Source organism: Mycobacterium sp. D16R24 (assembly GCF_002013385.1).
GTDB lineage: Bacteria > Actinomycetota > Actinomycetes > Mycobacteriales > Mycobacteriaceae > Mycobacterium.
This window is the reverse complement of record NZ_MAEV01000014.1, coordinates 14,159-36,739: the sequence shown is the minus strand read 5'-3', so window position 1 is coordinate 36,739 and position 22,581 is coordinate 14,159. Positions and strand designations below refer to the sequence as shown.

Genomic DNA, 22,581 nt, shown 5'->3' with positions numbered 1-22,581 from the left:
GTTGCCATTTGACAAAGGCGGGCGGTGAATTCGGCAAGCACACCCGATCTAGTGATGGTTTGCAATGCTGGTGCAAAGCGTGCAAGCGTGATCACTACGAGGCCAACAAGACAGCGATTCTGGCGAGCCAGAATCAGTATCGAACTGCCAATCGCGAGAAGGTACTAGCAGGCAAGCGCAGGGCGTACCACGCCGATGTCGAAGCCTCCCGTGAGCTTAGGCGGCAATACCGTGCCGAGAATGCCGAAGCGCTCTCGGCACGCGCGAAGATCCGATACGGCGAAGGTGGACGTCCTGCCGATATGCCGTGGCCCGACCGCGCCACAATCGCCTACAGCACCGCTCATCAGCGCGTGCGAGCGACATACGGTGCGGCGAAAAATCATCCGTGCAGCGAATGCGGCGCGCCAGCGCACGCGTGGTCCTACGACCATTCCGACCCGAACCCGTTGTTCCACACGGGGGTCGGACTATGGGAGGGAAAGAAGCCCGTCCCATACTCGCCTGACCCGCAGAGGTATGACCCGCTATGCCGGTCCTGCCACGTCAAGCGCGATCGGTACGGGGTGGCAGCGTGACCGTCGCCACATTCGCCGAGCCGTTCACCGGCACCGATCACGACGACTTCGCGGCGTGGGCGCGCGAGGTGCGCGAGTACCGCATCGAGCGCGCCTACGACCCGCCGCACATCGAACTCTACGACGGCGATTGGGTCTATCGCGGCACAGCGCGCGGCGAGCTGGGCGGACGTGTCAGTCCGGTCGTCAACCAGACCGGCACCATTTCACTGCGCCTACCCATTGACCTTGACGATAGGCGCGGCACCTGGGCGGCGTTCTGGGCGCTCGACGAAGACGCCCGCGGTACCAGCAACATTCACGTCATCGTCGAAACGATGGGCGCCCGCATCGGTGGGCGGATGAAGGCCAAAGACGGTGTGCATATTGAGCGCGGGGCCACGGGAGACGTGGTGGTCATCGACTTCTTGGACGACATCGAGGAACTGAAATTCGTTCATACAGCGGGTAACCCGTTCCTTCCGATCAGTCTGATTCAGCAGCCGAAGGCGTGGATGCTACTCGCGCAGGCTGATCACGGGATCCTGCTGACGATGGCCGCGAACCTACTTCGGTTGCAGCTGACCAACATTGACATCGCCACCCTATTCAAGCTGCTCGACCCCGCCAACTGGAACATCGCCGAACTGGTCGAGATATTCCTCAACATCTGGCAGCAGTCGCAAATCGTCATCGTGCCACGCACGTTCGGCGATTCAGTGGCGCCGATTTCGCTGGTCGTCGGCAGTATCAAAACGTCCATCTTCGACGTGGCCGCGCCGATCATGGAAGACGCCGAGCTGCAATGGGATCTACGGCGCTGGAAAGCCGGAGACCCCGAACCCTGGCCGGGTGCAGGCACCAACTGGCGCACCGGAACGCTGTTCGTCCGCATCGTAGACAAGTCGGGTTTCCGCACTGGCACATCAATCGGCGGCAACCTCGCCACTGGCCTGACCCGAACAATCGCAGACCTTCTCTCGAATCACGTTGAGGACAGCTACAGCCTGTTCACTGGGGAGACGATCGATGAGACCGGGTACCGACTGCCCGGCATTCTCGGCACCCAACCCGCGCACCCCTACGTGGTGTACCGGGACGGCGACATCACCGGCATTCAAACCTCGAACTTCTCGCGCTCGCCGGGCGGTCCCGGCCGGATCACCGTGGGCGGTTTGTCCATGCCGGGCGTGAACGAATTAATCAGTGCTGCAATACAATACGGTGGCGACGTTCTCGGCGACAACATCTCTGCCACCATCAGTCTCGCCGTCGGATTCAATATCAGCGTCGGTTCGCTCGGTGGCGCGATTGATTCGTTCCTGAACCCGATCTACCGAGATTCGATCCTGGCTCACATGTCGGTGCCGCTGCTGCTGCGGACGAGCCGACAGGGTTGGGGTCACTACCTGGAGACCACGAGCACGAACGTCACGCAGGCGTTCACCGCGGCCTCGACGATGGATCTGCGTCGCCGTCGGCGCGAGACCGACCCTGATACATCGTTTGATCTGACCGTGGCCAATGCGTCGCCGTGGCTGATCGGCGACAACGGGTTTGGGCACTGGTGGCTCGGTGACCGCGTGGGCGGCACCAGCAAGTACCTGATGCCACGAGTGTTCGTGCGGCGCTGCCGCTCTCTGGACATCAGTTGGGGTCAGGGCAGGGCGTTGGCGATCGAGGGCACGTTCGGGGACACACGCAAGGAGAAGGACGCAATCGAGCGCATGGCCGAACTGATGAGCCGCACCATGAGCGGCCTACAACAGATAGGACTGTGGTGACAGAAGGTATCTCGCCGGAAGAGGCAACGGCACTGGCCGACAAGGTCATTGACGCCGAGGTCATCCCGAAGAAGATCCCGGCGCCCGACGACATCGACGGCCAGACCAAGGCCGTCGGCGGCGCGCTGGCCTCGGCACTGCTGACCGCCACCGAAATGCCGCTGACCGTGCTACAGCCATGGGTCGCTGACCTAGCGGCACAGATGGTAGCCATCGGCATCCGGCAGACCGAACATGTCGACCCCTCGGCCGTGCACGCACCGGCGTGGATCACCGATGGGGTACGCCAGGAATCGATCAAGCTCCCCGAGCAGCCGCAGCACACCGAGGCCGAGCCGGTGGTGGAGATGACCGCCACCGCCCCCAAGTGCCCTAAGCGCATACCCAAGGCGTCTCGGGCGGTCCGGCGTTGACCACCCCCGGTGGTGTGCCCAACCTTCCCGCTGGCGCACTGACAATCGAGACCCTGGCCGAGAAGCTCCAGGACTTGACACCCGCGGCGATGCGCAATCGCGCCGCCGAACGCATGCCCGGCACCTTCCACGGCTCCACTGGTGGCGACCCGTTGCAAGACCTATCGCCGTTCGGGATCCTGACGAAACTCTTCGCCGGATTCAACTCCCATGTCGCCAACGCCGACCCGAACGACATCCAAGGACCGGACGACTTACCGGCATTGCTGCTGGACTTCATCGAAAGCCTTCCCGTCGTCGGACAGTTCGTCGGCCTGGTCGAGGCCATCATGGGCACCTACGACGGCGACGACGAGACGCTGCTCGCGATTCAACAGATCTTCATGCCGATACGCCGCCTGCTCCAGCTCGCCTCCGGGCAAGACGTGGGGTGGCCCACGCTGGCCGAGATCGAGGCTGGCTGGACTGACCTCTTCGAGGCCATCGGCAAGGGCGTAAGCCAACTGTTCAACGGCATCGTCCCCGTCTCTTGGCTCGCCGATGTCATCCAAGACCTGGCGAACGGAGCGGGCGAATTCCTGAACGCCGCCAGCATCGCCGGTGGCCCGTTCGCGTGGGATGGCGTGGTGCCGGGCTGGCTTTCGGGCGGGTCCGCACGCGGGACCGCCGACGGCACGACACAGATTCTTCGCACGGACCAGTTCTCGGTGCGCGAGGGTCAGACACTCAGCCAGCGCGCGGCGGCAATGTGGTCGGGCTACAGCGGCAGCGGCGCGACGATCAAGACGGGCTGGTCATTCTGGGACGCGGCCGGTGCGCTGATCGGCGATGTGACGAAGGGCTCGATCACCCCGGGCGGCGCATCCGGGGCCTGGCAATGGATACCCGTCACGACGCACACAGTGCCAGCGGGTGCCGCAAGCGCGGCCCAATTCATCGAGCTCGGCCCGGGCGCCACCGCGGGCAATGTCTGGTTCTCCAACGCACGGCCGTGGGCATCGAACCTCCTCGACCTCGAGCTGGTTACAGACCTGCGCGAGATGGTGGATGCCATCGGCGGGTCGGTCAATTCCGAGGTCGCCAATATCGAGGCCCGCCTACAGGCGATCACGTCCGACGGCAAGATCACCGCATCGGAGATCGCTGGTCTGATCCAACAGGCGCAGGTCTCTGGCCTTGCGATCATGCAGACGGTCATCAACCAGATTCTTGACATTCTCAACGGCAACATCGTCACGCCGATCAACTCGCTAGTGCAGGGCGTCAAGGACTGGTTTGGCCTGAACAACAACAAGACTCAGAAGCTAGCTGGCAACGGGACCATGGCGGCCGGTGATGTAACGGGCAATTTCGATATGAGCCGGGTAAACGATTTGGTCAGCAACCTCGGGAACATGCTCAGCGGTGTCAAGACGGGCGCGGACGGAACAGCCACCGGCACAACGGGAACCATCCTCGATCAGATCGACCAAGCCAAGACTTCACTACTATCGCTGCTCGGTCTGTCGCAGGATGCGCTCAAGAGTGCTATTGCCGCCCAGACCACGTTGCAGGAGCAGGAGACCGAGCAGAACACGGGCGGCGGGAACAGCTACAGCTTCGTGTTCTCCGGTGCCGATGGTGCCGCCTTGAACTCGACGGACTGGACCACCGGACCGACCCCTGGCGATGTCACCATTCGCGGGGACTCCGGTTATGCGGGTGTCAGGAACGGCAACGGTGACGGGTATTTCTTCGCTAGCCCGAACTACACCTACGCCACCGATGGCCAGTCGGCGTCATTTGTGTTGGGCGACACCCAGAATGGCAACTACTACTCGGGTGGCTACATCCGATGCGACTCGGGGCGCACACAGGGCGCCTACTGCTTGGCCAAAGAGGGCGAGATCCGCATAGGCAAGTTCACGCGGTCGGGTAGCAGCTGGTCATTTAACACGCCGCTGACCCTGCAAACCGGGTTGTCCGCGGTCAAGCAGGGCGCTCGTATCGAGATCCGCTGCTCGGGAAATAACTACTTCGTGCGCGTCAACGGCCGACAAATTCTCTCGGCGACCGACGCAAGCAACACCATCAGTATCGGTGCCGCGTACCGGTATTCGATGTTCAGCGTGCAGCGGGCAAGCCCCTTTTTCACCTACGACTCCTACCGGATCGCGGCATTCGCGATGTCCGACTACACCTCAGCGGGAGCGGGATTCTCGATGTCAAATTCATGGAGCATCAGACGCGATAGCACCGCCGATGTCACCTATGGACCCTATTCCGCCGGTGCATTCCCGTCCGGTTTCTTCACATTCAACGACTACACCACCGATGTCACTCTCGATGACCTGGGCACGGCGCGCATCGAGATTGCCACCACCGGCCTGTACCGGATAAGCACGACATACCGATCGGTCACCGCCAAAGGCACATCCGTGCCCTATTGGGCGCTGTTTAAGAACGGCACCCGCATCACCGGAGCCATTCCGTCAGGTTGCCCGTTTGAGATCCCGCTTGTGGCCGGGGATGTCGTGCAGCCGGGATTCATCGCAGTCGACTACGACATACGGTCCAACGGCTCAACCGGATCGGAAACCATTGTGCCGCGCAGCATCACGGCTCTATCCGGCATCGCCACATTCGATGGCCGCCGAATCGCATAACCCAGAGAGGCGTAAGAGATGGCTACAACGTTCACCATGCCCGAACTCCCCGGTATCACATTCACGGTAGAGCGCGGAGGGCTCGACCCGGACGGGAAGCCTAACCCGTCCTGGATGCAAATTACCGGCACTCGCGACGCCGAGAATGCCGAAGAGGCGCAGGTGGTCTCGCGCATAGGTTTCGCTGGGCCCTAGATGCCCTGGTCCCCCAACCCGACCGCCCCACCGGCGCCGTCGGGCGGTAAGTGGTCGCCCAATCCGGCCGCGCCACCGAAAACACCAGACGGCCGATGGCACGCGGTCATCGGCCTCGACGCATCGCTCGCGATCATGTGCGTCGGCGAGGTGGAACTGATCGCCATGCAGGCGCTCGGCGTAGTTCAGTCACTCCACCTGAATCGCGCGCTCGCATTGCAGGCCGTGTACCAGCTCGCCGCCGACCGCTCGATCCTGCTAACCCGAAACCTGCAACTACAGGCCACGTTCCAACAGGATCTCGCGCTGGCCGTGACCATGGAACGCGCCCTGTTCCTGTCCAAGGTGATGGGCATTGATCTGGCGAGCTCCCTGGCGATGACCGGCACCGTGAGCCTGATGCGAGTCGCCCCGATCGACCTGACACTCAATCTCACCGCGCCACGCTCGATCAGCTTCGACAAGCTGCTCCCGGTTGGCCTGACGCGCACGATCACGATGTCCTCAACCCTGGTCATCGAGCGAGTAGCCAAGATCGACGCCGCGCTCACGGTCACCACGGCCCGCGCCTGCACCCTCGGCTACCCGCCGGGCGGGCTACCGACCCTGGCCAACTACACGAACGCGGGTGCGTTCACCCACAACATCGTGCGCAACTGCGACTACATGGACGCCGTGGGGTGCGGCGCCGGGGGCGGCGGTGGTGGCGGCGACGGCGGGTTGGGCACCACCGGTCAGGGCGGACGCAAGGGCGTATGGAACGCACGCACCGTCGCCCGCAACATCGACATTCCCGGATCGGCGTTGACTCTGACCGGCGTCGTGGGGGCGGCCGGAACCGCGGGCGCCAAGGAGAAAGACGGCGGCCCCGGCGGTGACACCACCTTCCTGGTCAACGGGGTCACCACAACGTGTGCAGGTGGGGCGGGCGGTAAAGGCGCCTACGCGGGCAACGGCCTGAACCAACCCGGCGAAGCCGCAGGCGACATCACCGTGGGCGGGCAGACCTACAGCGGCGGCGCGCAGGCGGGCACCAACACAGGCGGCAACGCGCCCGGTGGCGGCGGTGGCCCCGGCTCGGGCGGCGTCTTCGGAATCGCCAACCCGGGCCGCGTCGGCGGCATAGGCCGCGCACACATCCGGTCCTACCAATAGAAGGGAATCCGATTATGGCATGGGGTATTTCAACATATCTGGCCAACAAACTGCTCGATCACATCTGCCGCAACGTGGCCTACACACCACCGGCAACCGTGTACGCCAAGATGCACACAGGCGACCCGGGCACAGCCGGAACCGCTAACCCGTCCTCGGTGGCCACCCGCTACGCGTGCGCATTCTCCGCAGCCGCATCCGGGTCGATCAGCCAATCGAACACCCCCGAGCACACCCTCGGTGGCACGGAAACCATTGCTGGCGTGTCTTTCTGGGACCATCCGACCGCGGGCAACTTTCTGTGGTCGTCGCAAGCGACCGTCACCAAGTCGGGAGCCAGCGGGGACATCATCCGCATCAACACCGACACCCTCACCCTCGCACCACTGGCGACATGATGCTCGCCCAACTCGCCCGCTATGGCGCGCTCTACCTCGCCGTCGCCGTCGCCGCATTCCGGCTCGGCTGGTGGGCATCGGACCAGCTCTCGTCATACGCACAGGAAATCGACCCACGCATCGAAAGGGAGTACACCCGATGAAATGGCTACGCAAACCCGCTGATTCGCTGATCAACTACATCGCAGACCGGTTCTATGACCGGCTGCGGGATCGTGCGCTCAAGGATCTGGAGCCCATCCTCGGAACCGTCCTGATCAAAGAGGCGCAACGTACGTTGCCTAACCTCTTCGGGTGGCTGCCGTGACCACCGAAGACCGGGTGGCACAACTCATCGTCGGCGAGGCCAAGCAGCGCGGCCACACCCGCGATGAATGCCTTGCCGAAATGTCGGCGCTCTACCAGGAGTCGCGATGGGTAGAGACCGTGTGGGATCCCACCGGCACCACTTACGGTGTCGCACAACAAGATGAAAGTTACGACAATCGGTTCGACGGAGCCGCTGCACAGATCAAGGCGTTCTTCGACAAGCTCGACGAGAAGCGCACCTCACCGGGCCATGGCGATATCTGGCTGAACATCTGCTGGCTACAGCAGGCCCCGAACTGGCCGAGCGCGCAGTACTGGTACGAGCGCGGCCGCCGCGCCTACCTCACCGAAATCAAATCACGCATCGCCACCGTGACCCCATACCTGGACAAATACTGGCCAACCACAGGAGGAACCACCGTGACCTGGACCGGCGATCCCGTCTGGATCGAAGATGTTCTACGACCCGCGCTCGGCGTCCGACTCAAAATGTTGGACGGCTGGCAGGACCGCGGGCACGGCGACTTTAAAGACATCCGCGGTGTCATGGTGCACCACACCGGAAACCGCAACGCCACCGCAGAATCCATCCGCGACGGCCGCCCCGATCTACCGGGCCCGCTGTCCAACATTCACATCGCCACCGACGGCACCGTGACGATCGTTGCTGTCGGCGTCTGCTGGCACGCCGGACAGGGCTCCTATCCGTGGTTGCCCACCAACGACGGCAACTGGCATCTGATCGGCATCGAGTGCGCCCACGACGGCAACGAGCAGTGGCCCGATGCGCAGATTATCGCGCTGCGTGATACGTGCGCTGCCCTCGCAGTGAAGCTCGAAGCGCCCGAGTCGCATGTCATCGGCCACAAGGAATACGCCGGTGCCGCCCAAGGCAAGTGGGATCCGGGAAACATGGATATGGACTGGCTGCGCGGTGAGGTCCGCAAGGACATGGACGGGTTCACGTTTCCCGGTGAGCACCCACCCATCGACCCGGCACCGGGCCCGATCGTGCTGCCCGACTACGCCAAGGAGACCTGGGACCAGGTGCGTATCGAGTGGCCCCAGCTCGGCGACCGCACCCTCGTCAACGCCGTCGCGGTCATCGGCAAGCACCTCGAGATCGACGGGTTCGCACCGGTCGGGAAGGACGCATGATGACCTGGCAGCAGCCCCAACTCGCCGATCCGCTCATGGGCCCAACCGATGAGATCCGCAAGCTGCAACACCGACTGTTGTTCGCGTACGCCGGCCGATCGGACGCGCACAACCTGGGCGTGATCGAGTCGGGTGTCTTCGACGTGGCCACCGATCGGGCGCTGCGCAACATGCAGGAGTATCTCGCCGCCACCGAGGATGCGAAGTTCAACAGCAAGCCCGGGGTGCTCACCTACGACTGCAAGACCCGGCTCGGTGTCGTGCTCGTCGCACCCAAGGCGAAAGAGAAGCGGTTCGTGCAGCAGGGCGTCGGGTTCTCCACCGATGCGTTCCTGATGGGCGACCCCACCCACTCCTACGTCGATGCGCGCGCCGAGGGCTCCGCCGAGCTGCTACGCCTAGCGCTGCCCATGGTCGGGGTTCCGAAGGTGTGGATGGGCTACAGCATGGGCGATGACGTGGTGAACACCGCGCTGCTGCAATGGCCGCAAGACCGGCGCGACGAAATCAAGCTCATCATCGGATTCGGCGGCCCATCGCGCCGCGGTGGTCCCACACTGCTCGGCAACGACCCGGTCGGCCAGGGCATCTCGGGCGTGTTCGGGCCGGACTGGGCGGTCCCGATCACCTACCAGTTCACCCACGAAGGCGACATGTACCCCAACGCCGTGGGACTGCTGCCGTGGCTGTACCAGATCCTCACCCGCATGGAAATCTCGCTCGACTTCGCGGCCTACCTGTTCAACCTGTTCATGTCGACGGTGGGCCGACAGTTGCTCGGACTGTTGGCCTCATCGCTGCCGGGAGCCGGGGCACTGTCCGCAGTGGCCAACCTGGTCACCACGGGGCCGACCAACCAGGTCGGCGGCCAGATCCTCGACGTGATGAAACTGTTCACGTTGCTGCCGCAGATCATCCAAACCATCGCCGCCGCACTCAAATTTGTCTCGACCAACGCGCACTTTCACTACCACGACCAGCCCGAAACGTTCTGGCGTGGCCTGACAGCGGTGGACTGCGCCGCGCAGATCATCACCGAGAAAGTCTCCGACGCAACGGTATTCACCGTTCCCGGCACCGTCTCGTGGTGGAACGACGGACCCCCGGCCTGGACCGCCTGGAAGCTCCCGTAGCCACAACCCCCTCGAAAGGATCCGCCATGCCCAATCCGATACCGCAGAACGACACCACCCGCCTGATCGTCTACGCGGTCATGTTCCTATCCGTGCTCGGCGGGACCGTCACCCTCGTCGCGCTCGGCAAGATGACGGCTGACGACGCGCTGCAATGGATCATCTCTGGTGCTGGCCTAATCGGCACCGGCCTCGGTGGTCTCAAGCTTGCGCAAGACATCCGCGGCGGCGGGACAGGTGGGTCGTCCGAGTGATCGTGCCCTTTCTCGCTGACTGGCCATCGTTACCGCCCCTGGCACGTGACGGATGGGAGCTGGCCACCTGGGTGGTCATCGGCCTGGTGGCGCTCGTGCTCGGGCTGTACCGGAAAGACCTTCGGGCCGTGCTCCACCAGGTCAAGAACAGTCACAAGACGAACCTCCGCGACGACGTGGACGGGGTAGGAGGCCAGCTCGACGACGTTCTCACTCGCCTCGAAGAGTTCGGACGTGATCTGCGTGGCATGCGAGGCGACATCGGCGGCCTACGTGGCGAACTACGCGACGAGCGCAAGGACCGCTTGGCCTTCGAGCATGAGATCACCGACCGGTTGCGCGACTTCAAGTAGCCCGGGAACGTCAACGACAGCGCGCCCTCACCCCCCACCCGGTGAGGGCGCGTTTTGGCGTTAACGGGACAGAAGGCTCAGCCCGACTGAGCTGCGACGTTTCCGGTTTCGCTCCGAAATATGAGGTAGCTCAGCGACCGCGGGTCGCCAGCTCGGGACACTCGCTCATGACCTCTTTGTCCACGACAGCCCTGGCGGCATCGTAGCTGCGGTAGAGGTGTTGATCCTCGACAAACGTCAGGGCCACATCGACCGGACCCATGCCGGGGTACTTGCGCAGCATGTCGCACACAATCCCGGCTGGTTGAGGACTGGAGTGCGCGATGGGTGCGCACCCGAGGGCGATCATCGCGGCCAACACGAGCGACCTCATTCGATGTGCCCGGGCTCGCCAGGGGGGATGGCGTCAGGGGCGACGGTGTAGACGCTCGTCGCAACGGCGAAGCGCTGACCAGGCATGTAGGTCTGACGTGTCCGCTGCCACGAACCGTCCGGGGCTATCGGATCGTCACAGATGGTTCGGAACTGCGTGCCGAACACTCCCACGCGGTCGGTCTGACAGCCCGGCGGTACGGGGTCGTCTGCATTCGCTGCCGGAGCGAGTACTAGGGCCGAGGCGACCGCTCCGGCCACGGTGATGAGAGCTAAAGAGCCGACCATAGTCCAGACCTTCCGTCGGCGCGCCCTAGTTGGACTTGGGCACACAATTCTTGCTGATCGACGACCACACCACCTCGGCCTGGCCGCTAGTCATCCCCTGCTTGGTTAATACTCCGGTGACCTTTTCCTCATCCAGTTGGCCGGCGTAAAACGCATTGGTCTTGAGCGTGCAGAACGCACCGATAGATGCGATGACTTTGAAGCTGGTCGGCACGTTCGCGGCCTTCAGGTCGGCCTCGATGCTGTCGTACTCATCGGCGTGTGCGGCGGGCGCGAGCAAAACGGCCAACGCGGTGATGACCGCAGCCGTTGCGGTGCTCTGCATGAGGCTCATGCGCGGATCGTACTGCGGTCGGCCTAGTTTCCGGCGAGGAACGACACCAGCCGATCCACCTTGTCGATCCCGGCGAAGTGCCAGGGTGCGCGACGGCTGTCCTGTCCGTCGGCCCACAGGATCACGCCGGTGTGCGCGTACATGATGCTCACCCATGAGGGAGTGCCGGGGCGGCGATAGATGAGTTCTCCGCCCTCCCCACCGACGACGATCCAGCCAGCCGTGCACTCGCGCGGCCTGATCCACGCGCTGCTGACAGGTGTCGAGTGTTTCAACGGTCATGACACAAGGCCTCTCGGTGGGAGCGGTGTGATTAGGCGGCTGATTGCCAGGAGGGTTGTGGTCCGGTGCCCCGGGCGCCCTCGACGGCTGCTCTCATTTCGTGGTCATCGACGGCGGTGTAGATCTGCGTCGTGGCCACCGAGGCGTGCCCGAGCATGCGTTGAACGGCACGAATATTGCGGGTGGCGCGGTAGGCGCGGGTGGCGAACCGATGGCGCAGCTTATGCATGGTCCAGATATCCGGCATGGCTTTTGCGCAGAGTCTTCCGACCCAGCGCGGGGAAAGATGGCCGTTGTCGTTGCCGGGAAACAGGTATCCCTCGGCGCCAGCGCCGGGGGTGTGCCCGGCCGCGCCGCGCTGGATCATCGCCGCAACCTCATCGGTGATCGGGATCACGCGCTTCTTGTTGCCCTTACCGTGCACCAGCAGCTGGTAGCCGTCGAACGATTCGATGAGGTCATTGGTGTGAACCTGGGCCACCTCAGCGCGGCGCATGCCGACCCCATTGGCCAGCTCAAGCATGACGGCAGTGCGGGCGTCAGCGGCGAGCAGCGATTCTTTCCAGACGCGATCGGGTGCGGGCTTGGGTAGCGGGACAGCAGCGGCGACATGAGGCAGCTCGGTGGAAGGATTTGTGCCGATCTGCCCGTCGTCGTGTGCCCAGCCGAAGAAGCTGCGGGCCGAGTTCCGATATCCGCGCCGAGTCTCAATGCTCCAGTGCTTCTGCGAGGCGAACCACGACTTGAGCGCGCGGCCAGTGACCCGAGTTGGTGAAATATCGAGCACTCGCGCTATCCGGCAGATGTGCGAAAGGCGTGTGGCTATGGTGGCTTTGGAGCGTCCGGCAGCCTGGAGATGTTGACGGTAGCCCTCGATGGGTCCGTCCCATCCGGCGGGCACGGGCAGGGGTGCGGGACCGGACTTGCGGGGCGGGGTCATAAAGCCACGACCGTAGAGCCGGATCTGAGGCGTGCAGCCCGGGTTTTGTGAACTGTGACATAGCTGTGCGGTCGCTGAGTCCGATCGGTGATCATGCTGCGCCTACGCTGCTCTGGAAGGGAGGGTCAGATGATCGGGATTCCCGTAAAGCCGCACCTCACGCAGGGTGCTAACCCCTGACCAGAAGGTTAGGGGTTCGAATCCCTTCGGGCGCACCAGGACTTCTTCTCGAGTGAGTGAGAAGCAATGACACAGGTTCAACGGTATTTCCCGCACCCTCCCCACGACGTGTGGTCGGCCCTCGTCGATCCGGCATCGTGGTGGGGTAAGCCTGACACCCCGCCGGTCGACGTCACCGTGGGGAGCACGTTCACGATGACCACCGTTCAGGTGGTGGGAACTCGGTTCACCGGCGTGTTCGAGGTTGAGTTTCTCGACGCCGTCCCCTACGAGCATTTGACCCTGGGGCTTCATGCCCGCGCAGACACGGGGCAGTCGGCCCGGTGGACACGCCACGTGGCCTTTCGCGAACATGAGGGCGGCACGCTGCTGACCGTGACGAACAGAGGCGTCAATCTCGACGACGGCGACGAGCGGATTCTGCTCCGGGTCGTCAAGGAGATCCAGGAAACCGAGTTGTATGGCATCGCCACACTGCTGGATCAGCTGCGCGGCTGATCCGCGAGCCCGTCCCGCAGCCGTTGAAATCCCTGGGCGACAAGCTCTCCGGGGTTTCTCGGAAGCGTGGAATCGGAGACTGCCAGTTGGATGACCGTCCCGAGGACCGCGTAGGCGGCATTGCAGACCAGTCGCGGATACAGGTCGACCTCAGGATCTAGGCCAGTGCGCCGGCTGATTTCGGCGAGCACGACGGTTCCCACATCATCGGATCGGGCCGCGTCATGCGCTGCCAGGCCCGGGTTCTGCGCCGACAACCGAGTGACGGCGACGGCGGTGCTGAAGGCCTCGGAGGTCGCCAGGTCCAGCATCACTGCTTCCAGGGAATCGAACACGTGCTCGTCGGCAGGGCGCCGACGCAGCAGCCCGACGGCGTTTTCCTCGATGCCCCGTAACGAAAACAAGACGGCGTCTTCCTTGCTGGTGAAGTAGTTGCGAAAGGTACGCGACGAGACGCGCACAGCGTCCGCGATCTCGTCGACCGTGACCGCCGCCAGGTCGCCCCGGTCCAGGGCCAGTTCCAGGGCGGCGCGGCTCAACGCCAGCTTGGTCTCGGACTTTTTCTGCTCGCGCAGGCCGCTGGTCGGTGGCATGTGGCCATAGTAACAAACATTCCATTTAAGGAAACTTTTCCAAAAACGGAAACGTTCTATGGGTAGATCCGGCGTCAGGGTGAGGCCGGGAGCATGAAGAAGAGGCAACTGACATGCGCAAACTACTGGCCTCAGTGGGTATCGCCGCCGTGCTTGCGGCGGGGGGCGTCGCGCTGGCTGGTCCGGCCGCGGCGGCTCCGTGCGGAAACGTTGTGGTGTGGGGCAACGGTGGCGGGGTCTGCGAGTCGGACTACGCACCCGACGGCAGCTTCACGCGCTGCGACACCGTGTACGTGCTCGGCATCGGCGGGACGAACTGCTACCGGGTGTACCCGTAGACGCCTGCGGATGACCGTGGCGGTCGCACCTGGGACGTCCTGTACCAGAAGCTCCCCGGCGCGGTGTCCAGTCCGCTACCGTCCCCCACATGGTTGAGGACTTGGCAGCTGACTATGTCATCGTGGGCGCGGGATCGGCGGGGGCGCCGCTGGCCACCCGGCTCTCCGAACGCACCAACGATCAGGTGCTGGTCCTGGAAGCGGGCCCCAAGGACAAGGACATGGGAATCCACATTCCCGCCGCATTCTCGAAGCTTTTCCGCAGCGATGTCGACTGGGACTACCTCACCGAGCCGCAGCCCCCACTGAACAACCGCCAGATCTATTGGCCGCGAGGGAAAACGCTGGGTGGCTCGTCTTCCATGAACGCGATGATGTGGGTCCGTGGATTCGCGGCCGACTATGACGACTGGGCGGCGGTGGCCGGCGACCAATGGTCCTTCGTGAATGTCGCTCCCTACTTCAAGCGCATCGAGACGGTGGAGGGCGCGACCGAGAGCGACGAAGGCACCGAGGGCGCGCTGAAGATCTCCAAACAGCGCAGCCCCCGCTCCAGCACCGCGGCGTGGCTGGAAGCCGTCAAAGAGGCCGGATTTGATGTCGAGCGGGCCAATACTCCTGAACCCAAGGGGTTCTCGGAAACCATGGTGTGTCAGAGCGGCGGCCGCCGATGGAGCACCGCGGACGGTTACCTCAAACCTGGCCTGCGGCGGCGCAACCTGAACGTCGTCACGGAGGCCCAGGTGCGCCGGGTGCTGTTCGACGGCACCAGAGCAATCGGTGTCGAGTATGTACGTGACGGCATCACCCATACCGTGCGAGCCCGGCGCGAGGTGATTCTGAGTGGCGGTGCCATCAATTCTCCTCAGCTGCTGATGCTTTCGGGCATCGGTGATGCCAAGCGCCTTGCCGAGCTCGGTATCGACGTGATTGTCGATGCCCCGCAGGTCGGCCAGAATCTGCTCGATCACCTGTGCTGCCCGGTGGGCTATGCGGTGGAATCCGACTCGCTCTACGGCGCGGAAAAACCGCTGCAGCTTGCCAACTACTTCCTGCGCCATCGCGGCATGCTCACCTCAAATGTCGGGGAAGCATACGGATTCCTGCGCAGCCGGGCGGATCTCGCGTTACCCGACCTGGAGCTGATCTTCGCGCCCGCACCGTTCTTCGACGAAGGCCTGGGGGAGGCCACCGAGCATGCCATCGTGATGGGCCCGATTCTGCTCAAACCGGAGAGCAGCGGTGAGATCACCCTGACCTCACCCGACCCACTCGCCAAGCCGCGCATCGACCCGCGCTACCTGAGCGATGCCGCCGGGCAGGACCGCGCCGCCATGATGTTCGGACTGCGGACCACTGCCCGCATCGCCGAGACGCCGTCGATGCGGGCGATACTCGGCAAGATCCTGCGACCGAGGAATCCCAGCGACAACCTGGAGGAGACACTCGTCGCCGCGCTGGAGAACAACTCACACACGCTGTATCACCCCGTCGCTACCTGCCGGATGGGGACAGACGAGGCCAGCGTGGTTGCACCGGATCTCACCGTGCGCGGTGTGCAGGGGCTGCGGGTGGTCGACGCGTCGGTAATTCCGAGCCTCATCCGTGGTCACACGCACGCTCCCTCGGTGTTGCTCGGCGAGAAGGCCGCCGATTTGATTCTTTCTCCACAAGCATGAAACCGATCCGCGTCTCCGAACGTCTGACTGGATAGAGTCACCGATGAGGAGTTAGCGGAGGGAAATCATGAGCGACGAGTTCGGCGTCCGGACCGAGGAGCTCGCGGCCATTTCCAAAACGTGGCTGAGCGAGACTCTGCACATCAACGACATGCCGTGGACCTCGTTTCAGGACGCCTCGGGTTCGGGAAGTGAAGTGCTGGCCGCCATCCGCGATACCGCATCACCCGGAATCAAGGCGATGTCCTCGATTGCCCGCCGGTTCTCGGATATGGCAGGGCTCGTCGATACCTTCGCCACCAACGTGACGGCGCAAGACGAGAAGACCGCCACGTCGTTCGACGCGCTCAAGCCACGCTGATGCGCCCGACGATCAGTGAGCTCCGGGGCTGGAATCTTGACGCGCTCAGCAAGGCCGCCGACATCGCCCGCGACAACGCCCAGACGCTGGATGCGTCGCTGGACTCGTGCGACCGCGTGTTCAACGATGCCTCGGGCTGGTTCGGCAAGACGCACGATGCGGCGCGGTCCAAGGTCGACCAGGAGCTGGACCACGGCCGTGAGGTCCGGAACGTCCTGAACCGGTTATCCGATGACGCCGAAGATGCGGGACGAACGCTCAAGCACGCCAAGGAGTACACGCTTCAGGACGTGGACGCCGCTGTCTCCGAGGGATTCACGGTTACCGATACCGGGGAGGTCAGCCACCCGGATTCAACGAAGGCACAGGCTGCCGCCGACCACCAGCGCAGGATTCAGGCGGGACTGGACGAGGTGGCTCGGCTGGACGAGATGTACGGCAGGAAGCTGCGGGAAGCCGTCAACGATCTGGAGGCCATGCGCGACGGGCAGCAGGACGTCACGTTGCCGACGGGGGAGAAGATTGATCCCGACGCACTCGTCGACCGGGTTCGTGGCATGTCCGAGGAAGAGCGTCGTGCGTTCTTGGAGGGGCTGACCCCCGAGACGGTGCATCAGATGGTCATCGCCGACCCCGAGTTCATGGGGAACACCAACGGGGTGCCCTTCGATGTTCGCGCGGACGCCAACGAGATCAACATCAGGAACGCGCTCATCGACGAACTGCAGAGATCCACGCCCGATCAGGCGCGGGTCGATCAGCTCAGGGCGATGCTCGCACCCATGAGTGACCCGTTCGCGACGGTTCCTGCCGGCGGTTCCCCCGCCGACTTCAAGATCGATCGCAAGTTCGTCATGTTCTCCACGGAGGGCAACGGCCGGATGATCGAACAGATCGGCGACCTCAAACCCGGGGCGCCGGGCGTCGGGGTCTATGTCCCTGGCACCAACACCAACCTCAACGGCAGTAGAAACAACCACGATTCGGCCGTCAACCTGGCGAAACAGAGCGGGTCGCCGGTCTTCCTCTATATGGAGAACGATTTTCCGCAGGGGCTGGACAAGGCGACCGACCCGTCGTACGGATTGGCCATGGCACCGCAACTCGTCTCGTTCGGCAAGGAGCTCGACGCGGAGGTCGCCCGCCACGCGCCCGGTACGCCCACTACCTACATTGGGCACTCGTACGGCGGATCTATTGTCGGCACAGCCGAACAGATGGGGCTGCGCGCCGACCGCGTGTTGTACGCGTCCTCCGCGGGCACGGGAATCCTCAGTACCGAGTGGCACAACCCCAATCCGAATGTCCAGCGGTTCTCCATGACTGCTCCCGGCGACCTCATCGGTGCTGCGCAACTTGCTCCACGGGATAGCGATATTCCCACCGGATTCTCCCCGTTCCCGGGGGTCAATCTGGACCTTCCGCCGGTGATTCCGCGGGCTCCGGACGGCGACATCGGAAACCCGCATGCGGGTAATCCGCTTGGCGGAGACCCGGATTCGATTCCCGGAGTCACCCGTCTCGATACCGGCTATTACAGCGATGAGAACAGGGATCATCCCGGTGAGGTGGTGTTCGGCCCGAACGGGCACGGCAGCTACTGGGACGATCCGAAGTCCGACGCGTTTCAGAACATGGCGAACGTGATCAGGGGTGGTGAGGTGACCACCTACGTCGAACGAGGCATCGAGTCGAACAATGTCGACATCAATCTCGGGGACGACAGCAGCTTGAACGAGTCGGTGAAGGATATCGCCAAGGCGTACGGCGATCAGTGGTTGTCGGGGGCCAAGATCGGCCCGTTCACGTTGCCTACCAATCCCAGATGGGAAGACCCCTACGGCAATCCGCATGTCACAGACAATCCGGGCCTTGGTCGAAAGGTGCAGGTTCGATGACGCGCGCATGGACGGCCGCGATGGCGGGATTGACGATGCTGGTTGCGGTTTCGTGTAATCCCGGTGCGGACAGCGAGCAAGGAGGCAGTAAGAGCATGGAATCCACGTCGGTAAAGATGTCCGAGGCACTGCGGGTCACGGCCGAGAATCTGGCGTTCGTCACGGCGGAGAAGGTGCAGCCGGGTGTCAACGACGTCGAGCGGATGGGCTGCCGTACGAGCTACAACTCGGCCCTCCCGGAGGGTCCGCCGTGGTGGTTGCGTCTGCAGCGCGATTTCGCCGACCCCACTCCTGAGCTGATCTCGGGCGTGCTGGATCGCCTCGAATCGCTGTCCGGTAAGGGGTTTCGCCGTCAGGAAAGCAAGCGGCCGGAGCCCGAGCCGCAGAACAGCCGGACCTATCGCGATGACGCCGGTTACATCGTGAGCGCACGTGAAGACATGCGCGGCAATGGGATCCACGTGTACGTGGTCACCGCGTCGTCCCCGTGCGCCAACGAGGACTAGCGGTAGGTCACCAGATCCCGGTTGCCGCCATCGCCGATCAGATGGGTGTGGTCGTTGAAGGCGAGCAGGCTCAGGCCGCGCTTGCCGTTGACCAGCGAGGTGATCGACGAGTTGATGACAACGCGTTGTGCGGTAAGCCAATTCGATACGCGCCCGCCGCCATCCGTGGCCCAGAGGTCCGCGACGATCATCCCGATGACTCCGGCTGAGGTGGCCACCACGGTGTCACCGTCGCGCGTGGCGGCATCGGCCACGGCAGCCAGCACGCGCTGCTGGAAGCGGGTGTAGCTCTCTGCGTACCCTCCGGATGAATCGGTGCTCGCCCATTTCGCCAGGCCGTCTTCCAGAATGGCTTGGGTGTCGCCTTTGGCCAGGCTCTTGACCGTGTTGACGGACGCCAGGCGGCGCATCCGCGAGTTGCCGACAATCTCCTTGTAGTCGTACTCATCCCAGCGATCATCCTGCTGCGGCTCTGATCCCAGTGCGTCGGAGATGGCCTCGCCGGTCTGCCGTTGCCGCTTCATTCCTCCGTGCAGGAGCCGGGTGCCGCTGAGGCCGCGGCGGGCGAGCTCTGCCGCCACGGTGTCGGCCTGTCGCTGTCCGACGCTGGTCAACGGGCTATCGGGGCTGCTGGAGTAGTTGGCAGCCTGACCATGCCGGACCAGGTAGATGACGCCCATACAAGGAATCGTATCGACTAGCCGCCGTCGAGGAGTCGCCGCTTCTCCGCCTCAAACTCCGCCTCGGTCAGGGCTCCTGAATCTCGCAGGTCAGCAAGAGATTTAAGCTGATCAATGCGGATTCCGTCGCCAGTAGGTTCATAGGCCGAGACCGGTTGCGCGGTTGCCGGGGATGACGGACGGACAGTGCGCGATCTCGTCAGCAGATAGGCGATCCAGCCCAGCGTCGCGGCTCCGAGCAATCCGGCGAAGCCCCAGGTGAGAGGCCAATACGGGCTGGCGTGGCCGAAGGCGAGGCGTGGATTGACGAACCCGTTCACCTCGCCCTCGACCTGCACGTCGTACGTACCGGCGGCGGGGATCTGCGCGACCCACACCCGACGGCGGGCATCGCCGTTCACCGTTGTCGAGCTTCCAAGGCTCTCGCGGACCTGGGGTTCTGCCACCCCGTCCGGCGGAAAAATGGACAGACCAAGCGGGGGGATGAGCAGCCCGTTGTCGCCGGATACCCAGGAGTGGAAGCTGATGGTCACCTCGCCGGCCGGCAGTTCCAGCCGTGTGTTGCCCGGGATCTTCACCTCGCCGTAGGCGTCGTACTCATCGAACACGAACACGTTCAGGATGAGGGACACGATGATGCCGATAACCCCGCCGACGGTCATCATGGTGAGAGTCAGTACCGAGGCCCGGCGCGTGCTCATGTGCCGAAGTCTGTCACGTGCCGCGCCAACCGCCCTAGCATCGGACAGATGGACTTCGCCCCCTCTGCCCGCGCCGCTGAACTGACCGCCGCCGTCCGGGAGTTCGTCGACACGGAGATCATGCCGGCGGAGCGCGCGGTGCTGGCCCATCATGACCAGCTGCTGGGTGCGCGTGCCGGTACGACGGCCGAGCTCTGGGCCGTCCCTCCGGAGCTGGACACGTTGAAGGCGAAGGCGCGCGCGGCGGGGTTATGGAACCTCTTCCTGCCAGATCCGGAGTTGGGCGGTGGGCTGTCCAACTCCGAGTACGCGCCGCTGGCCGAGCAGATGGGCCGATCGCTCTTCGCGCCCACCGTATTCAACTGCAACGCACCAGATTCCGGGAACATGGAAGTGCTGCACCGATACGGCAGCCAGGAGCAGAAGGAGATCTGGCTCGAACCGCTACTGGAGGGCGATATCCGGTCTGCCTTCTGCATGACCGAGCCCGATGTCGCGTCCTCCGATGCCACGAACATGGCGGCCACCGCCATCGTCGACGGCGACGAGGTTGTGATCAATGGCCGCAAGTGGTGGAGCACCGGCGTCGGTCATCCCGACTGCAAGGTGATCATCTTCATGGGGCTGACCGACCCCGCCGCGCATCGGTACGCACGCCACTCGATGGTGCTGGTCCCGATGGACACCCCGGGCGTCACCATCGAACGGATGCTGCCGACGATGGGGTTCTACGACGAGCCGGGCGGCCACGGCGTGGTGTCCTTCGAGAATGTGCGCCTGCCCGTGGATGCCTTCATCGCGGGACCGGGCAAGGGATTCGAGATCGCCCAGGGACGGCTGGGACCGGGCCGGGTGCATCATGCGATGCGCCTGATCGGCCTGGCTGAGGTGGCGCTGGAGCACGCGTGCCGACGCGGACTGGACCGAACCGCATTCGGAAAACCGTTGGTGAACCTGGGCGGAAACCGCGAGCGCATCGCCGACGCCCGGATCGCAATCAACCAGACCCGGCTGCTGGTACTGCATGCCGCCTGGCTGCTGGACACCGTGGGCATCATGGGTGCGTTGTCGGCAGTTTCAGAAATCAAGGTGGCCGCACCGAACATGGCTCAACAGATCATCGACATGGCGATCCAGATCCATGGTGGTGGGGGGCTTTCCCATGATTTCCCGTTGGCGGCGGCCTGGGTGAACGCCCGTGCGCTACGGCTGGCCGACGGACCCGACGAGGTGCATCGCGGTGTGGTGGCCCGGATCGAACTGGCCAAATTCGCTACCGACTGATGGTGAGCGCGTAACGCATACCGCGGTGCAGGCTCGCTCCCACCAAGAGTCCCAGTGCGATCGAGAAGATCGCCATGCAGGTGTCGAGCAGCGCGGTGAGGTTGGCATGTCCGGTGGCAGCGACCTCGCTGACATTCACGAAGCTCAACGCACCCGGCACCAGACACCAGAAAGCGGCCAGTAGCAACACGATTGCCGAAGGCGCGCCCTTGAATCGCGCCGCGAACAGGGCGAAGGGAACGACGGCGACCGCCCCGATGAAGCCGGTCATCGCCGGTGCCAGGAACAGGCCGCCGAGTCGCTGTCCCAACATGGCGACGCCGATCGCCAGAATCAGCCAGATGAGCGATCCGCGCGGTGCGGACTTGTACAGGTAGAACCCGACCGCGATCACCGGCACCGCCAGCGCGATCGTCCAGCTGCCCAGCGGCGGCCCCAGGGAAGAGGGCTCCGGTGGCCCAGCCACTTTCACACCGATGACCACGCCGAACGCCAACAGCATCAGCTGTGCGATGCCGTACACGATGCGGGTGGACCCGGCCATCAGTTGAGTACTCGTCAGCTCCAGCGCCCCGATGGTGAGGGTCACTCCGGGGAGTACGGCGATCAAAGCCGGCGCCACCACTCGGGCCAGACCCTCGCTGGGCACATTCGCGACGATGAACGTGCTGATCACCGTCACCACAAAGGCGGCGACGGCGGGCATCGTGGCGGCCAGGGTGGGCATGGGATTGGTCGCCAACATCAGCACGCCGACGATCAGGCCCAGTACCAGGTAGGCGGGCAGAGCCGAGGAGGTCGGCGCTAGCGCGAGTCCGAAGCCGAGGGTCAGGATGGTGTGCCCGATGACGGTGAGGATGGTCCCGAAACGTGGTTTCAAGCACCGGATCTCATAGATTCTTGCGATGGCGTCGGCCGGTGCGATCGCCCCGGCAGCGGCCATGTCGGCGATGGTGTCGATATGGCCGGCCTGGTCCAACTGCGCTGTGCTGCGGGTGGATTCCTCCACTTCCAGCTGCCCGGTGACGCCGTCGATCTGGATGATCAGCACCGTGGGCAGGACAACGGCGCGTAGCTCCTTGTCGGTGTATTGCGGTGCGATGTCGTGCAGTTTGGCCAACACCAGGTTCGTCGGCTGACCGACCTCAAGCATCGCGATGCCGAGCATCCGGAGCATCGTGACAACCTCGGCGTCGTCGAAATGCTTCGCGTCAGCCAGCGGTATGGGCTTGTCCTTGAGAGCCTTCCGGACAAGCGCCATCGTCCGTCCACGCCAGGTCAGCGCCGTCATGC

Annotated in this window: 28 protein-coding genes; 19 read left to right on the top strand and 9 right to left on the bottom strand. The window is 64.0% G+C overall.

The genetic code is table 11. The features are described 5' to 3' along the window. Nucleotides 1-574: 574 nt before the first annotated feature. The 12 genes from B4383_RS12655 (at nt 575) to B4383_RS12615 (ending at nt 10,354) form a co-directional block, all read left to right on the top strand. The gene (locus tag B4383_RS12655; protein WP_078290664.1) at nt 575-2,341 is read left to right on the top strand and encodes a hypothetical protein; all 1,767 of its coding nucleotides are present in this window, start codon (nt 575-577) and stop codon (nt 2,339-2,341) included. Further along, nucleotides 2,338-2,754 carry a hypothetical protein gene (locus B4383_RS12650; protein WP_286144113.1) on the top strand — a complete coding sequence of 139 codons (417 nt, stop codon included), beginning with the start codon at nt 2,338-2,340 and terminating at the stop codon, nt 2,752-2,754. The genes B4383_RS12655 and B4383_RS12650 overlap by 4 nt, the downstream gene beginning before the upstream one ends. Next, nucleotides 2,751-5,399 (top strand): hypothetical protein, encoded by a 2,649-nt coding sequence (locus B4383_RS12645; protein ID WP_078290662.1) that lies wholly within the window; start codon nt 2,751-2,753, stop codon nt 5,397-5,399. Before B4383_RS12650 ends, B4383_RS12645 begins: the two co-directional genes overlap by 4 nt. An 18-nt stretch (nt 5,400-5,417) precedes the next feature. Further along, the gene (locus B4383_RS26665; protein WP_165589966.1) at nt 5,418-5,594 is read left to right on the top strand and encodes a hypothetical protein; all 177 of its coding nucleotides are present in this window, start codon (nt 5,418-5,420) and stop codon (nt 5,592-5,594) included. After that, a complete protein-coding gene (locus B4383_RS12640) occupies nt 5,595-6,749 on the top strand; it encodes a hypothetical protein (RefSeq protein ID WP_078290661.1) in 1,155 nt (384 codons plus the stop codon). A 14-nt stretch (nt 6,750-6,763) separates the two neighbouring features. Next, a complete protein-coding gene (locus tag B4383_RS12635; RefSeq protein ID WP_078290660.1) occupies nt 6,764-7,147 on the top strand; it encodes a hypothetical protein in 384 nt (127 codons plus the stop codon). Continuing rightward, complete coding sequence (locus B4383_RS26660; protein ID WP_176138397.1) at nt 7,144-7,290, top strand: hypothetical protein; 147 nt, start codon at nt 7,144-7,146, stop codon at nt 7,288-7,290. The genes B4383_RS12635 and B4383_RS26660 overlap by 4 nt, the downstream gene beginning before the upstream one ends. Next, nucleotides 7,287-7,454 (top strand): hypothetical protein, encoded by a 168-nt coding sequence (locus tag B4383_RS26655; protein ID WP_176138396.1) that lies wholly within the window; start codon nt 7,287-7,289, stop codon nt 7,452-7,454. Before B4383_RS26660 ends, B4383_RS26655 begins: the two co-directional genes overlap by 4 nt. Nucleotides 7,455-7,876: 422 nt before the next feature. Beyond that, entirely contained in the window at nt 7,877-8,614 is a 738-nt protein-coding gene (locus tag B4383_RS12630; protein WP_078290809.1) for an N-acetylmuramoyl-L-alanine amidase, read from the top strand. Further along, complete coding sequence (locus B4383_RS12625) at nt 8,614-9,747, top strand: peptidoglycan-binding protein (RefSeq protein WP_139360734.1); 1,134 nt, start codon at nt 8,614-8,616, stop codon at nt 9,745-9,747. The genes B4383_RS12630 and B4383_RS12625 overlap by 1 nt, the downstream gene beginning before the upstream one ends. A 26-nt stretch (nt 9,748-9,773) precedes the next feature. After that, on the top strand, nt 9,774-10,001 hold the full coding sequence (locus B4383_RS12620) for a hypothetical protein (protein ID WP_070943146.1): 228 nt from the start codon (nt 9,774-9,776) through the stop codon (nt 9,999-10,001). Beyond that, on the top strand, nt 9,998-10,354 hold the full coding sequence (locus B4383_RS12615; protein ID WP_070943145.1) for a DUF2746 domain-containing protein: 357 nt from the start codon (nt 9,998-10,000) through the stop codon (nt 10,352-10,354). Before B4383_RS12620 ends, B4383_RS12615 begins: the two co-directional genes overlap by 4 nt. Before the next feature lie 130 nt (nt 10,355-10,484). Here B4383_RS12615 and B4383_RS12610 read toward each other — a convergent pair whose 3' ends face one another. Genes B4383_RS12610 through B4383_RS12590 form a run of 5 tightly spaced genes read right to left on the bottom strand, consistent with a single transcriptional unit; the run spans nt 10,485 to nt 12,570 of the window. Beyond that, a complete protein-coding gene (locus B4383_RS12610; RefSeq protein WP_057966485.1) occupies nt 10,485-10,727 on the bottom strand; it encodes a hypothetical protein in 243 nt (80 codons plus the stop codon). After that, nucleotides 10,724-11,014, bottom strand: a complete 291-nt coding sequence (locus B4383_RS12605) for a hypothetical protein (protein WP_078290658.1) — start codon at nt 11,012-11,014, stop codon at nt 10,724-10,726. Before B4383_RS12605 ends, B4383_RS12610 begins: the two co-directional genes overlap by 4 nt. 25 nt (nt 11,015-11,039) lie before the next feature. Next, nucleotides 11,040-11,348, bottom strand: coding sequence for a hypothetical protein (locus B4383_RS12600; RefSeq protein WP_078290657.1), 309 nt, complete (start codon nt 11,346-11,348; stop codon nt 11,040-11,042). A gap of 23 nt (nt 11,349-11,371) precedes the next feature. Continuing rightward, complete coding sequence (locus B4383_RS12595) at nt 11,372-11,623, bottom strand: hypothetical protein (RefSeq protein WP_286150603.1); 252 nt, start codon at nt 11,621-11,623, stop codon at nt 11,372-11,374. Between the two features lie 38 nt (nt 11,624-11,661). Then, nucleotides 11,662-12,570 carry a tyrosine-type recombinase/integrase gene (locus B4383_RS12590; protein ID WP_078290656.1) on the bottom strand — a complete coding sequence of 303 codons (909 nt, stop codon included), beginning with the start codon at nt 12,568-12,570 and terminating at the stop codon, nt 11,662-11,664. Nucleotides 12,571-12,816: 246 nt separating this feature from the next. Between B4383_RS12590 and B4383_RS12585 the strand changes: the two genes are divergently transcribed. Further along, a complete protein-coding gene (locus B4383_RS12585) occupies nt 12,817-13,248 on the top strand; it encodes an SRPBCC domain-containing protein (protein WP_078290655.1) in 432 nt (143 codons plus the stop codon). On the opposite strand, the gene B4383_RS12580 is transcribed toward B4383_RS12585, so the two are convergent. Next, a complete protein-coding gene (locus tag B4383_RS12580) occupies nt 13,233-13,841 on the bottom strand; it encodes a TetR family transcriptional regulator (protein ID WP_078290654.1) in 609 nt (202 codons plus the stop codon). The two genes, B4383_RS12585 and B4383_RS12580, sit on opposite strands and share 16 nt — an antisense overlap. 113 nt (nt 13,842-13,954) lie before the next feature. Between B4383_RS12580 and B4383_RS12575 the strand changes: the two genes are divergently transcribed. The 5 genes from B4383_RS12575 to B4383_RS12555 all read left to right on the top strand — a co-directional run bounded on the left by B4383_RS12575 (nt 13,955) and on the right by B4383_RS12555 (nt 18,623). Next, nucleotides 13,955-14,179, top strand: coding sequence for a hypothetical protein (locus tag B4383_RS12575; protein WP_078290653.1), 225 nt, complete (start codon nt 13,955-13,957; stop codon nt 14,177-14,179). An 89-nt stretch (nt 14,180-14,268) separates the two neighbouring features. Then, nucleotides 14,269-15,858: a GMC family oxidoreductase N-terminal domain-containing protein gene (locus B4383_RS12570; protein ID WP_078290652.1), complete on the top strand. Its 1,590-nt coding sequence runs from the start codon at nt 14,269-14,271 to the stop codon at nt 15,856-15,858. Nucleotides 15,859-15,925: 67 nt separating this feature from the next. Next, a complete protein-coding gene (locus tag B4383_RS12565) occupies nt 15,926-16,219 on the top strand; it encodes a hypothetical protein (RefSeq protein WP_078290651.1) in 294 nt (97 codons plus the stop codon). Next, nucleotides 16,219-18,117, top strand: a complete 1,899-nt coding sequence (locus B4383_RS12560; protein WP_078290650.1) for an alpha/beta hydrolase — start codon at nt 16,219-16,221, stop codon at nt 18,115-18,117. The genes B4383_RS12565 and B4383_RS12560 overlap by 1 nt, the downstream gene beginning before the upstream one ends. Then, nucleotides 18,114-18,623, top strand: a complete 510-nt coding sequence (locus B4383_RS12555; protein WP_078290649.1) for a hypothetical protein — start codon at nt 18,114-18,116, stop codon at nt 18,621-18,623. Before B4383_RS12560 ends, B4383_RS12555 begins: the two co-directional genes overlap by 4 nt. Here B4383_RS12555 and B4383_RS12550 read toward each other — a convergent pair. Both B4383_RS12550 and B4383_RS12545 read right to left on the bottom strand, forming a co-directional pair. Beyond that, complete coding sequence (locus tag B4383_RS12550; protein WP_078290648.1) at nt 18,620-19,303, bottom strand: histidine phosphatase family protein; 684 nt, start codon at nt 19,301-19,303, stop codon at nt 18,620-18,622. The two genes, B4383_RS12555 and B4383_RS12550, sit on opposite strands and share 4 nt — an antisense overlap. 17 nt (nt 19,304-19,320) lie before the next feature. After that, on the bottom strand, nt 19,321-20,004 hold the full coding sequence (locus B4383_RS12545; RefSeq protein ID WP_078290647.1) for an SHOCT domain-containing protein: 684 nt from the start codon (nt 20,002-20,004) through the stop codon (nt 19,321-19,323). Nucleotides 20,005-20,052: 48 nt separating this feature from the next. Here B4383_RS12545 and B4383_RS12540 point away from each other — a divergent pair, with 48 nt between their 5' ends. Further along, nucleotides 20,053-21,288: an acyl-CoA dehydrogenase family protein gene (locus B4383_RS12540; protein WP_078290646.1), complete on the top strand. Its 1,236-nt coding sequence runs from the start codon at nt 20,053-20,055 to the stop codon at nt 21,286-21,288. Here the strand turns inward: B4383_RS12540 and B4383_RS12535 are convergent. Further along, on the bottom strand, nt 21,278-22,579 hold the full coding sequence (locus tag B4383_RS12535) for a threonine/serine exporter family protein (RefSeq protein WP_078290645.1): 1,302 nt from the start codon (nt 22,577-22,579) through the stop codon (nt 21,278-21,280). The genes B4383_RS12540 and B4383_RS12535 overlap by 11 nt on opposite strands. Nucleotides 22,580-22,581 lie beyond the last annotated feature (2 nt).